The 12,795-nt window shown below is 73.0% G+C and carries 10 protein-coding genes; 4 read left to right on the forward strand and 6 right to left on the reverse strand.

Features of this window, described 5'->3' with window-relative positions; translation table 11 throughout:
• The first annotated feature begins 8 nt into the window (after positions 1-8).
• Complete coding sequence (locus R2J75_RS16125; protein WP_316410600.1) at positions 9-2,243, forward strand: prolyl oligopeptidase family serine peptidase; 2,235 nt, start codon at positions 9-11, stop codon at positions 2,241-2,243.
• Positions 2,244-2,261: 18 nt separating this feature from the next.
• On the opposite strand, the gene trxA is transcribed toward R2J75_RS16125, so the two are convergent.
• The 6 genes from trxA to R2J75_RS16155 are packed head-to-tail and all read right to left on the reverse strand — an operon-like array spanning position 2,262 to position 9,296.
• Positions 2,262-2,582: a thioredoxin gene (gene trxA / locus R2J75_RS16130; RefSeq protein ID WP_316410601.1), complete on the reverse strand. Its 321-nt coding sequence runs from the start codon at positions 2,580-2,582 to the stop codon at positions 2,262-2,264.
• Positions 2,566-3,510, reverse strand: a complete 945-nt coding sequence (locus R2J75_RS16135) for a LysR family transcriptional regulator (protein WP_316410602.1) — start codon at positions 3,508-3,510, stop codon at positions 2,566-2,568. The genes trxA and R2J75_RS16135 overlap by 17 nt, the downstream gene beginning before the upstream one ends.
• A 16-nt stretch (positions 3,511-3,526) precedes the next feature.
• Positions 3,527-4,513 (reverse strand): thioredoxin-disulfide reductase, encoded by a 987-nt coding sequence (trxB, locus tag R2J75_RS16140; protein WP_316410603.1) that lies wholly within the window; start codon positions 4,511-4,513, stop codon positions 3,527-3,529.
• 13 nt (positions 4,514-4,526) lie between these two features.
• Positions 4,527-6,293, reverse strand: a complete 1,767-nt coding sequence (locus R2J75_RS16145) for a protein-disulfide reductase DsbD family protein (protein ID WP_316410604.1) — start codon at positions 6,291-6,293, stop codon at positions 4,527-4,529.
• 10 nt (positions 6,294-6,303) lie between these two features.
• A complete protein-coding gene (locus R2J75_RS16150) occupies positions 6,304-7,776 on the reverse strand; it encodes a M16 family metallopeptidase (RefSeq protein WP_316410605.1) in 1,473 nt (490 codons plus the stop codon).
• Entirely contained in the window at positions 7,776-9,296 is a 1,521-nt protein-coding gene (locus tag R2J75_RS16155) for a M16 family metallopeptidase (RefSeq protein ID WP_316410606.1), read from the reverse strand. Before R2J75_RS16155 ends, R2J75_RS16150 begins: the two co-directional genes overlap by 1 nt.
• Positions 9,297-9,716: 420 nt before the next feature.
• Between R2J75_RS16155 and proB the strand changes: the two genes are divergently transcribed.
• Genes proB through R2J75_RS16170 form a run of 3 tightly spaced genes read left to right on the forward strand, consistent with a single transcriptional unit; the run spans position 9,717 to position 12,790 of the window.
• Entirely contained in the window at positions 9,717-10,595 is an 879-nt protein-coding gene (gene proB, locus R2J75_RS16160) for a glutamate 5-kinase (protein ID WP_316410607.1), read from the forward strand.
• Complete coding sequence (locus R2J75_RS16165) at positions 10,592-11,875, forward strand: glutamate-5-semialdehyde dehydrogenase (protein WP_316410608.1); 1,284 nt, start codon at positions 10,592-10,594, stop codon at positions 11,873-11,875. The genes proB and R2J75_RS16165 overlap by 4 nt, the downstream gene beginning before the upstream one ends.
• 42 nt (positions 11,876-11,917) lie before the next feature.
• Positions 11,918-12,790 (forward strand): hypothetical protein, encoded by an 873-nt coding sequence (locus tag R2J75_RS16170; RefSeq protein ID WP_243329627.1) that lies wholly within the window; start codon positions 11,918-11,920, stop codon positions 12,788-12,790.
• Positions 12,791-12,795: the final 5 nt, after the last annotated feature.

Genomic DNA, 12,795 nt, shown 5'->3' on the forward strand with positions numbered 1-12,795 from the left:
GAGTCCCCATGCTGAAACCCGCGCTGATCCTCCTCGGCCTCGCCGGCGTCCTCGCCGCCCAGGGCACCCGGGCCGACTACGAACGGGCCGCCCGCATGAAGGCCCTCGTCACCGCCGAGCTGGGCCAGATGGCCCTCCGCCCCACCTGGCTGGAGGATGGCTCGGCCTTCTGGTACCGCAAGGGTCTCCCGGGCGGCGGCGCCGCCTGGATCCGGGTGGAGGCCCGGAGCGGCGCCCGGCGCCCCGCCTTCGACCACGCGGCCCTGGCCGCCGCCCTCGCCCGGGTCACGGGCCGGCCCGTGGACGCCGAGCGCCTGCCCCTCCAGGACCTGGCCTTCCTGGACGGCGGGAAGCGCCTCCGCTTCCGCACCGACGAAGGCTGGTGGAGCATCGATCCGCGCAAGGGCGCGGTGAGCCCCGTCCAGCCCCCCCCGGAGGCGCCCCCCGCGCCCCGCCCCGACGACGACCCGCCCCCGCGCCGCACCGCCGCGCCCGTGCGCAGTCCCGACGGCCTGAAGACGGCCCAGCTCCGGGATGCCAACATCGTCGTGCGGACCCTCGGGGGCAAGGAGCTCTTCCGCACCCAGGACGGGGACACCCAGAATCCCTACACGGGCGCCCTGGACTGGAGCCCCGACGGCCGCAGCCTCGTGGCCCAGCGCACCACCGTCGTCCCCGTCCGCAAAGTGACCTTCGTGGAATCGTCCCCCAAGGACCAGCTCCAGCCCAAGGTGCACGTCCACGACTACGCCAAGCCCGGCGACCCGCTGCCCGTGGTGCGGCCGGTGCTCATCCGCCTCGAGGGCGGCGGCCGCGCGTTCCCCGCCGACGAGACCCTGGCCCCCACCCCCTACTTCGGCTACGGCGAGGACCTGGACATCCACTGGGCCAAGGACGGAAGCCGCTTCTTCTACGTGTACAACCAGCGCGGCCACCAGGTCCTGCGGGTCATCGCCGTGGACGCCGCCACCGGCGCCTCCTCCGCCGTCGTGGACGAGCGCAGCGCCACCTTCATCGACTACTCCGGCAAGCAGTTCCTGGACTTCCTAGACGACACCGGCGAACTGGTCTGGATGAGCGAGCGGGACGGCTGGAACCATCTCTACCTCGTGGACAGCCGCACCGGCCAGGTGAAGAACGCCATCACCCGCGGGCCCTGGGTGGTGCGCCGCGTCCTCCACGTGGACCGGGAGAAGCGCCAGATCCTCTTCCTCGCCGGGGGCCTCGTGCCCGGGCAGGATCCCTATCAGCTGCACCTGGCCCGGGTGGGCCTGGACGGCGCGGGCCTGACCGTCCTCACCCAGGGCGACGGCACCCACACCGTCACCCTGAGCCCTGACCGCCGCGCCTTCGTGGACGTGTGGTCCCGGGTCGACCAGGCCCCCGTGGCCGAGCTCCGGCGGACCTCCGACGGCGCGCGGATCGCGGAGGTGGAGCGCTGGAACCCGGATGCCCTCCTGAAGGCCGGCTGGCGCCTCCCCGAGCGGTTCGTGGCCAAGGGCCGGGACGGGCGCACCGACATCCACGGCGTGATCTACCGCCCCAGCACCTACGACCCCGCCCGCCGCTACCCCGTCATCGAGTACATCTACGCCGGCCCCCACGGCGCCTTCGCCCCCAAGGCCTTCACCCACCAGCCCCTCCACGCGGACCTGACCGAGCTGGGCTTCATCCTCGTCTGCATCGACGGCATGGGCACCAACTGGCGGTCCAAGGCCTTCCACGACGTCTGCTGGCAGAACCTCGGCGACGCCGGCTTCCCGGACCGCATCCTCTGGATGAAGGCCGCCGCGGCCCACGACCCCGCCATGGACCTGGGCCGGGTCGGGATCTTCGGGGGCAGCGCCGGCGGCCAGGACGCCCTCCGGGGCCTCCTCGCCTTCGGCGATTTCTACAAGGCCGGGGTGGCCGACTGCGGGTGCCACGACAACCGCATGGACAAGGTCTGGTGGAACGAGCAGTGGATGGGCTGGCCCGTCGGCCCCGCCTACGCCGAGCAGAGCAACGTCACCAACGCCCACCGCCTCCGGGGGGACCTGCTCCTCCTCGTGGGCGAGACCGACACCAACGTGGACCCCGCCTCCACCCTCCAGGTGGTGAACGCCCTGGTGAAGGCCGACCGGGATTTCGAGATGCTCGTCGTCCCCGGCTCGGACCACGGCACCATGCGCATCCCCCACGTGGAGCGGCGCCTCAAGGACTTCTTCGTCCGCAGCCTCCTGGGCGTGAAGCCCAGGAGCTGACGGAACGGCGGGGCCCCCTCAGGCGAGGGCCGGTCCCAGGAAGGTCTTCAGGCCGGCGAGGTTCCCTGGGTGGCCGGTACGGGCGGTGACCTTGCCATCCTTGAAGAGCACCAGCGCGGGGATGGACATGATCCCCAGGCCCGTGGCGGTGTCTGGGTTGGCGTCGATGTCCATCTTGACGATCTGGACTTTGTCCCCGAGCTCCTCCGCCGCGGCCTCCAGGGTGGGCGTCAGGGCCTTGCAGGGGCCGCACCAGGGAGCCCAGAAGTCCACCAGGACCCAGCCCTGGGCGGTGGCTTCCTGGAAGCCCTGGTCAGTGATTTCAGCAAGTCGGGACATGGATGCTCCGGAGAGGGGGAAGGCCCGCCTGGGGCGGCGGGCTGAGGGCGTAGCGGACCTGCAGGAGGTCCAGAAAGACGCGGGCGGCGGGGCAGCACCGGGGATCCCGGCGGTGCGCCACCCGGATGTCGCGGGTGATGGGCTGGCCCGGCAGGGGCAGCGCCGTGAGGGAACCCTCGGCCAGTTCCCGCGCCAGGCAGAGCCGGGGCAGGATGGCGACGCCGGCGCCGCCGGCCACGAAGCGCTTGAGGGTCTCAAGGGAGGGCAGTTCCATGGCGTTCACGAGACCCGAGCCGGACTGGGTGAGCTGGAATTCCAGCCGCTGGCGGGTGGGGGTCCTGCGGGAGTGGGCCAGGATGGGCCAGCAGCGCAGGTGGGCCCAGGTCAGCGAGGGGAGCCGCTCCAGGGGGTGGCCCGCGGGCACGCAGATCACCAGCGGATCCGCGAAGAGGGAGCGGTGGGTCAGCTCTCCCGAGCACGGGGCGAAGGTCACGAACCCGAAATCGTAGTCCTGGTCAAGCAGGCCCTTGAGGACATCCGAGGAGGCCCCCTGGACCACCTCCACCCGCACGCCCGGGGACCGGTTGTGGAAGGTCTCAAGGAGCGGCGGAAGAAGGTACGAGCAGAGCAGCTCGTTGGCGATGACGCGGAGCTGGCCCTGCCCTCCGCCCTCCAGGTCCCGTAGGTCGCGGGCGGCGTTCTCCCGGAGCTGGAGCATGTGCTTGGCCATGACGAGGACCCGCTTGCCGGCCTCGGTGGGCACCACCCGGTGGGAGTTGCGCCCCAGGAGGCGCGACCCGAACTCCGATTCCAGACGGCGCACGGCCATGCTCACCGCGGGCTGGGACCGGTTCAGCTTCTGGGCGGCCCAGGTGAAGCGGCCCTCCTCGGCGAGGCATACCAGCACTTCCAGGTCGGCGAGGTTCATGGCCGTCCTCCAGGCATCAACGGCCGCCGGCGGCGGCCAGGGCCTCACGTTCGGCCAGCCAGCGCTCCGCCTCGATGGCCGCCATGCAGCCGCGGCCCGCAGCGGTGACCGCCTGGCGGTAGGTGGGATCCGCCACATCGCCGGCGGCGAACACGCCTTCGATGATAGTGCGGCAGGTTCCGGGCTCCACCTTCAGGTAGCCGCCCTCGTCCACGGGGAGCTGGCCGTTCAGGAAGCCCGTGTTGGGCTGGTGGCCAATCGCCACGAAAAGGCCCTGCACCGAGAGGCGGGAGATGGACTGGTCGCGGGTGTCCTCCAGGAGGAGCCCCTCGAGGCGTTCCTGCTCTCCGCCGGCGACGGCGGTCTTCCAGGTGTGCAGGTCCGCCACGCGCTTGTTCCAGTGGATCGTGATCTTCTCGTGGGCCAGGGCCCGTTCCTGCATGGCCTTGGAGGCCCGGAAGGCGTCCCGGCGGTGCACCAGGTGCACCCGCGAGGCGAAGCGCGTCAGGTACAGCGCCTCCTCCAGGGCCGTGTCGCCCCCGCCCACCACGGCCACCTCCCGCCCGCGGAAGAAGAATCCGTCGCAGGTGGCGCAGGCCGAGACCCCGCCCCCGGTTCGGCTCAGGGACTCGTCCTTGCCCAGGCCCAGCCACTTGGCCGAGGCGCCCGTGGCGAGGATGACAGTCTCTGCGAGGATGCGGCCCTGGTCCGTCTCCACCGCGAAGGGACGGGCCGACAGGTCGGCCGAGGCCACGGTGGCCGTCAGGATCTCGGTCCCGAAGCGCTCCGCCTGGGCGCGCATGGTCGCCATCAGCTCGGGGCCGGCAATGCCGTCCCGGAAGCCGGGGAAGTTCTCGATGTCCGTGGTGATGGTGAGCTGGCCCCCGGGCTGGGGCCCCTCCAGCAGGAGGGGCTGCAGCCCCGCCCGGGAGGCGTAGATGGCGGCGGTATACCCGGCGGGGCCTCCGCCGATGATGAGGACGTTGCGGACCGGTTGGGACATGGGGACCTCGGGTTCAGGAGCGGAGCCAGGCCAGCATCTCGGCCGGCTTGCGGAAGCCCAGGCTGCGCCGGATCTCCCGGCCCTCGGCGTCCATCAGGATCACGGTGGGGAAACTGCGGATGGCGTAGGTCTTCGCCAGGTCGGGGCGCACCTTGTCGGCGTCCACCTTCACGGCCACGGCGTTGGCCTTGATCCAGGCCGTCACCTCGGGATCCGGCCAGGTCTTCTCGTCCAGTTCCCGGCACTGGGCGCACCACACGGCCCAGGTGTCCAGGAGGACCACCTTGCGGGAGGCCTTGGCCTCGGCGAGGGCCTTCTCGAAATCGGTCCCCCAGGCGGAGGCCTCGGCCTTCCCGGCCTGCGCGGCGCCGCCGGCGGGCAGGAGCTGCACGTCCAGGCCCGTCTCCACGGCCTTCAGGGCGAGGACCGCGGCGAGCACCAGGAGGACGGCGGCCAGGGCCCTGCGCGCCTGGGCGGCCAGGCCCTCCGCGGCCTCGAAGACCCCGAACACCGCCGCACCAGCGAGGGCGGTCGCGGTCCACAGGGCGTAGTTGGCCCATCCGGGCACCACGAAGCGCACGTTCCAGGCGGCGAAGCCCAGGACCACCAGGCCCATGACGTGCTTGAGGCGGGTCAGCCAGTCGCCGCTGCGGGGCAGGCCCGCGCTGAACGTGCCCACGGCCATGAAGAGGACGCCCATGCCCAGGGCGAAGACGAAGAGCTGCAGGCCGCCCAGGACCATGCTGCCCTTCTGGGCGATGCCCACCAGCACGGTGCCGATGATGGGGCCGACGCAGGGCGCGGCCAGGGGGCCCAGGACGAGGCCCATGAAGAAGGCGCCGGCGTAGCCCTTGCGGGGGCCGCCGCCCTGGAGGCGGTTCTGGAGACCCTGGGGCAGGCTGATCTCGAAGGCGCCGAAGAGGGACAGGGCGAAGACCGCGAAGAGCGCGGACACGGGCACGAGGAAGGCGGCCTTCTGGGCGAAGGCCCCGAAGGTGGCGCCGCTCCGGGCCGCGACGACGCCCAGCACGGTGTAGGTGACGGCCATGCCCAGGACGAGGACGAAGGAGAGGGAGAAACCCTTCAGCTTCCCGCCGCCCTTGGCGCCGATGATGGCCATGGTGATGGGGATCATGGGGTAGACGCAGGGCGTGAGGGAGGCGCCGAGCCCCGCCAGGAAGACCACGAGGAGGCTCAGGAGGAAGCCTTTGTCCTCGGCGGCCGGCGCGGGGGGCTCGGCATGGGCGGGGGCCGCGGCGGGCGCGGCCCCGGGGGCAGGGGCGGCCTCGGCCGTCCCGGAGGCGGGTTCGGCCTGGGCGGTCCCGGCGGCGGCGTCAGCCATGGCCGGTACGGCCTCCGCCTTCCCCTGGGAGTCCGCGGCCCGGTTCAGGTCCGCAGCCTTGATCTTCAGCTCCACCTCGGTGGGCGGGTAGCAGTTGCCGCCCTCGCCCTCCGTGCAGGCCTGGTACTGCACCAGGAGCTTCGCCGGGTCCTGGAGGCCCTCCCCGGCCACGGGGATCCGCACGGTGCCGTGGTAGATGTCGTCGCCGAGCTCGTCCTTCGCGTCGGCCCTGGGCAGGGCGGCCGGCTTGAGACGGCCGCGACCGTCCAGACGCACCTCGGTGAAGGATTTCTTGATGTGGGTCCCCTGGGGGACGGTGATCACCACCTCGCCTTTCTTGAAGGCGACGTCGATCCGGGGATCCGCGGCGGCGGCCGGGTTCGTCCCCGTCAACGCGAGCACCAGGGCCGCGAGGGATAGCAGTCTGGAAAGGAACATGGGGCAGGCCTCAGGAAAGGGGTTTCAGGGTCAGGGGGTCGCGCAGGGGCAGGCGCACGACGGGCAGCGGGGCGACAGCCGCCAGGGGACCGGGGTGCTCGGGATCGCCGGCCAGGGCCTCGTCGGCCTTCCCCACCACGAGGAGGACGAGCTTCGCGGGGTCCAGGTAGGTCCTGGCCACCCGCTGCACGTCCGCGGCCGTCACGGCCCGGATCCGCTCGCGGTAGTCGGTCCACCCGTCCTCAGGCCAGCCCACCAGCCGCTCACCGGCGAAGAGGTTCACCACGTTGGCCTTCCGCCCCCACCGTGCGGGGAAGGCTTCCACGATGGTGTTCTGGATGGAGCCCAGCTCCTCGGCGGGAACGGGCTCGCGCTTGATGCGGTCCAGTTCGCCCAGGAAGAGCCTCAGGGCGTAGGCCACGGACTTGTTCTTGGTCTGGAAGCTTCCGCTCCAGTGGCCCCGCCAGTACGACCCCTCGCCGAACGCGCCGCCGATGCCGTAGGTGAGGCCCTCGTCGCTGCGGATCTTCTTCATCAGACGGCAGGTGAAGTCGCCGCTGGCCAGGATGCTGTTCAGCACGGTGGCGGCGGCCCAGTCCGGATCGGTGCGCCGCAGGCCGGGCAGGGCCCACTGGACGAGACTCTGGGGGACCGCCTTGTCGACGACGTAGATGCCGGGCTTCGCCAGCGCACCGGGAGCGGGCACGACGGGGCTCGGCTTCGCCGCGGGGCCGGCCTTGAGGCGGCCCAGGGTCGCGTCGAGGCGGGCCAGCATCGCCTTGCGCTGGAACTTGCCCGAAACCGAGACGACCAGATTGGCGGGGTGGAGGAGCCGGGCATGGAAGGCCGCCAGGTCCTCCCGGGTGAGGGCGGCGACGCTGGCCGCCGTGGGCTGGGCCGAGGTGAAGTGGCCCGCCCGGTAGAGCAGCCGGGGCAGCTCCACCGCCGCGATGGATTCCAGCTTGTCGCCGCGGGAGGCCAGGTTCTGGCGGATGGCCCGCTTCGCCTGGTCCAGCCGCTCCGGCGCGAAGGCCGGCTGGGTCAGCACCTGCATGAACAGGTCCAGGCCTTCGGTCAGGTCCTTCTCCAGGATATCCAGGGAGACCGAGCCGCTGGTGTCGCCCAGGCTGCTCTGGATGGAGGCGGCGAGGAATTCCAGGCGCTCGTCCAGGGCCGCGGCCGGGGTGCGAAGGGTGCCTCCGGCGCGCAGCTGGGCTCCGGCGAGGGCCGCGAGGCCCTCCTTGCCCGCGGGATCCAGGTACGCCCCCCCCTTGATGAAGACCCGGATCCGCACGAATGGAAGACCGTCGGGCTCCTCGGCGATGTAGACCGGAATGCCGTTGGAGAGGTCGGCCTTGAAGGCGCCCGCCTTGGGGACGGAGAAGGCGAGGGGCTTGAACGCGATGGCCTCGGGCCGGGGCGGGATGGCCTGGGCCTGGAGGGCCAGGCCCGCGGCCAGGGAGAGGAGGATGGGGCGGATCATCACTTGGCCTCCTTCCGGCGGACCACCAGGGTGTTGCGGCCCTCAAGGGCGAAATAGGCGCGGGCCACGCGCTGCACGTCCTCACGGGTCACGGCCTGGAGCAGTCCCGGCTCTTCCAGGAAATCCCGGTAGGTCCCGGCGGATTCGGCCTCGGCCAGCTGGTCACGCAGGTCGGCATTGCTGTCCATGCGCCGGTACATGCTGGCGGCGATCTGGTTCTTCGCTTTCTGGAGTTCGTGGTCAGTGACGCCCTGCTCCTGGATGGCACGGACCTGCTCGAGGAGCAGTCCCTCCATCTCCTCGGGGGCCTTCCCCGGGACCGGGGCCGCGTAGAGGCGGAAGACGCCCCCGAACTTCATGCCGTCGAATCCGCTGCCGGCCAAGACCGCCACGCTCCGGTCCTGCACGAGGGCACGCTTGAGCCGGCCCGAGTCCCCGTTCAGGATGCCCGAAAGGATGTCCAGCGCCGCGGCGTCCCGGTGGACGGCGGGAACTGCCTTCTGGGCGATCAGCACGAAGGGCATGGACTCGACCGTGGCCACCAGCCGCTGTTCGCCGCCCTGGGGCGGCTCGAGCACGGTGACCGGCGGCGGCGGCACGGGGTTCCCAGGGATCCGGCCGAAGTAGCGGGTGACGGTCGCCATCGCCTCGTCGGCTCTGAAGTCGCCCACCAGGATGAGCGTGATGTTGCCGGGCGCGTAGTACGTCGAGAAGAATGCGTCGGCCTGGTCCCGGGTGAGGCTGGAGATGTCGCTGGGCCAGCCGATCACGGGCCAGCTGTAGGGGCTGGCCTGCCACTGCATGGCCTGGAAGGTCTCCAGGGCCTTGCCCGTGGGGGTGGCCTCTACCCGCAAGCGGCGCTCCTCCAGGACCACGTCACGTTCGCTGTAGAACTCCCGGAACACCGGGTTCAGGAGCCGGTCGGACTCCAGCCACGCCCACAGCTCCAGCTTGTTGGCGGGCAGGTCGATGTGGAAGAAGGTCCGGTCCATGGTGGTGTTGGCGTTGAGCCCGGTCCCCCCGGCCTGGCCGTACAGCTTCATGAGCTCGTCCTTGACGATGAGCTCCCGCTGGGCCTTCACCAGGGTGTCCAGCTCCGCCAGGGCGGCCTGGAGACGCGGCGTGCGCACCGCGGGGTCCCGCAGGTCCTGGATCTCGCCCCGGCGCAGGCGCTCCCGGAGGAGGGCCTGCTCCCCCCGGACGGTCTTCATCACCTCGTCCTGCTTCCGGTTCAGCTCGCCGTCGCGGACCGCGTCCCGGGTGCCGATGGTGCGGGTGCCCTTGAACATCATGTGCTCGAAGAGGTGGGCCACGCCCGTGATGCCAGGCCGTTCGTTGGCGCTTCCGGCCCGGGCCACCCAGCCACAGGCGATGGACGGCTCGTCGTGGCGCTCCACCAGCAGCACCTTGAACCCATTGGGCAGCGTGCGCTCGAGGACCTTCACCTCCTGGCCCGCGAGGGGGGCCAGGGCGCAAAGGAAGGCCAGGACGGCCCTGGCGGGTTGACATGTTCTGCCCATAGGCGCTCCGGGTTTTGAATGAACGGGAAGGGGGGCCGCGACGTGCGGCCGTGCTCCAGGGTGCCTGGGCCTGCCCGCCAGCCAGTGATCCAGTCCTGAACAATCCCAGTAGTCCAGTTGCCATTTCACATTCAAAAGCTTCAACAAAAAGGCTTATCAAACTTCCGAGGTCCCATCGACCGCGGCCCGATGCCCGCGGGATCATCGATAAGCAACGTGAATGCCTCCCCCCGCCCGCGCCGCTTGCGGCGCCCGCGGGGGGAGCCTATCTTCTCCCCATGACCTCCGCCGCCGTGCGCCCCGCCTCCCCGCGCCCTAGCCACCTGGGTGCCCCGGAGCGCGTGCCGTCCGCCTGAGCGAAGCCGCCCCCTTCCGCACCCGCCCCCGTCCTCCGGGGGCTTTTTCATGCCAGGACCCCCCATGACCCCGCCCCAGACCTCCCCATCCCCCGCCCGGGCCCGCCTCGCCCAGGCCCGCCGCATCGTCGTGAAGGCCGGCACGAACGTCCTCCTGGGGGAGGACGGGCTGCCCGCCCTGGGGCGGCTCTTCGCGCTGGTGGAAAGCCTGGCGGGCCTCCGCCGCCAGGGACGGGAGGTGCTGCTGGTGACCAGCGGCGCCACGGGCCTGGGGGCGCGGCGCCTGGCCCTGGCCGGGAAGCCCCAGGGCCTGGCCCTCGCCCAGGCCTGCGCCGCGGTGGGCCAGGGGGAGCTCATGGCCCTCTACCAGACCGGGTTCCTGCGCCTGGAGACGGTCTGCGCCCAGGTGCTGCTCACCCAGGACGATTTCCGGGACCCGGGCCGGCGCGCCAACCTCCGCGCCACCCTGGAGAAGCTCCTGCGCATGGGCGTGGTGCCGGTGATCAACGAGAACGACACCGTGGCCACCCTGGAGCTGGAGCGGCTGCGGGTCTTCGGGGACAACGACAAGCTGAGCGCCCTGGTGGCCGCGGGCCTCGGGGCGGATCTGCTCCTGCTGCTCTCGGACGTGGATGGCCTCCACGCCGCCAACCCCCGGCAGAGCCCCGGGGCCCCCCTCCTGCCCGAGGTGCGGCGCATCGACGCGCGGATCCAGGCCCTGGCCCAGGGCGGCGGCGCCCGGGGCCGGGGGGGGATGGCCACCAAGCTGGAGGCGGCGCGCCTGGGCATGGCGGCGGGCGTGACCGTGGTCATCGCCCCCGGGGAGCGCCCCGGCATCGTGGAGGCGGTGCTGGCCGGGGCGGAGGCGGGGACGCTCTTCGTGCCGGGGGCCCGTCCGAAGAAGGATCCCCTGGACCGGTGGCTGAAGGAGGTGGAGGCATGAGCCAGGCCATGAAGGTCCTCGCGGCCACCGCCCGGGCGGCGACCCGGACCCTGGGCACCTGCCCCGACGCCCAGCGCGCCGGCGCCCTCCGCCAGGCCGCGGGGGCCCTGCGCGCCGGGCGCCAGGCCGTCCTGGAGGCCAACGCGGCCGACTGCGCCGCCGCCGCGGACCTGCCCGCGGCCCTCCTGGCCCGCCTCCACCTGGACGCGGCCAAGGTGGAGGAGATGGCCCGGGGCCTCGAGGCGGTGGCGGCCCTCCCCGACCCCCTGGGCCGGGTGGACCTGCGCCGTCGCCTGGACGAAGGCCTGGAGCTCACCCGGATCACCGTCCCCCTGGGGGTGCTGGCGGTGATCTTCGAGAGCCGGCCCGACGCCGCCGTCCAGATCGGCGCCCTCGCCGTGAAGAGCGGCAACGCCGCCCTCCTGAAGGGGGGCCGCGAGGCCGCGCGCACCGTGGCCCTCCTCGTGGACCTCCTGCGCGGGGCCCTGGCGGCGGAGGGCCTCCCCCCCGGCGCCCTCCAGCGCCTGGAGGACCGGGACGAGGTGGACGCCCTCCTGGCCCTCCACGGGGACGTGGACCTGGTGATCCCCCGCGGCTCCTCGGACCTGGTCCGGGCCATCCAGGCCCGCACCCGCATCCCCGTCCTCGGCCACGCCGAAGGGGTCTGCCACCTCTACCTGCACGCCGCGGCGGACCCGGCCATGGCCCTGGACCTCGTCCGGGACGCCAAGCTCCAGTACCCCGCCGCCTGCAACGCCGTGGAGACGGTCCTCGTGGACGCCGCGGCCGCCCCCCGCCTGGTCCCGGCCCTGGTGGCGGCCCTGCCGGAGGTCGCCTTCCGGGGCTGCCCCCGGGCCCGGGCCCTGGCGCCCATGGCCGAGGCGGCCGAGGCGGACTGGGACGCCGAGTACGGCGCGCCCATCCTCGCCCTGCGGGTTGTGGACGGCCTGGACGAGGCCCTCGCCCACATCGCCGCCCACGGCAGCGGCCACACCGAGGCCATCGTCACGGGGGATCCGGAGGCCGCGGCCCGCTTCCTGCGGGAGGTGGACGCGGCCGGCGTCTACCACAACGCCTCCACGCGCTTCGCCGACGGCTACCGCTACGGGTTCGGGGCCGAGGTGGGCATCGCCACGGGGCGGCTCCACGCCCGGGGCCCGGTGGGCCTGGAGGGCCTGGTGACGGTCAAGTACCTGCTCCAGGGCCAGGGCCACCGCGTCGCCGACTACGCCGGGCCCGGCGCGCGGCCCTTCCGCCACGAGGACCTGCCCCCGGCCTGAGGTGGCGGGCCGTGGTCCAATGGAGGAAAGGTTGGATTGCCCGTGGACCGTACCCTCCCCCCCTGGACCCCCCTCGCGCCCATCGCCTGCCTGGCCTTCGGCGGACTCATCGGCGCCCTGGTGATGGCCCTGGCCGGGGCGGCGCCCGCGCGGGTGGCGACCCAGCTGGTTGCCCTGGGGGCGGCCCTGGGCCTGGCCTGGGTCCTGCGGTCCGTGCCCGCCGAGGCGGTCGCCAAGGCGCGCTTCTGGCTGCCGGCCCTGGCCCTGCTGGGGGCCGCCTTCCTGGACGTGGGCCTCATCGGCATCCACCGGTGGGTGAGCCTGGGCCCGATCCACCTCCACACCGGCTTCCTGGCCTGTCCCCTCCTGCTCGTGGCCCTGGCCCGCGGGCTCGCCGAAGGCCGCTGGCGGGCCGCGCTGCTCCTGGCCGGGGCCACCCAGGCCCTCCTTTGCCTCCAGCCCGATGCCGGAACGGCCACCGCCTTCGCCCTGGGCGCCGCGGCGGCGGCCGCCGCCACCCCCGCCCTGGCCCGGCCCGCCCGGACCGGCCTGGCCCTCGCCCTCCTGGCCCTGGCCGTGCCCGCCTGGACACGCCCCGATCACCTCTCCCCCGTGCCGGTGGTGGAGGGCATCCTGGCCCTGGCCGCGACCACGGCCGGCGTCCTGGGGGTCCTGGCCCGCCTGGCGGCCCTGGCCCTGCCGGCCTCCCTGGCGATCCTCGCCCTGGACACCCGCCGGCGGGACCCGGGCGCGGCCCCCGTCGCCGCCGGCCTGGCGGCCTTCGCCGCCGGGGCCTTCCTCGCGCCGGCCCTGGGCCAGTTCCCCGTGCCCGTCCTGGGCTACGGCATCTCCCCCCTCCTGGGCCTGGCCTTCGCCTCGGGCCTCCTGGGCGGGGCGGCGCGGCGCGCGGCCTGACCCAT

The sequence above is a fragment of the Mesoterricola sediminis genome (genome assembly GCF_030295425.1).
Classification (GTDB): Bacteria; Acidobacteriota; Holophagae; order Holophagales; family Holophagaceae; genus Mesoterricola; species Mesoterricola sediminis.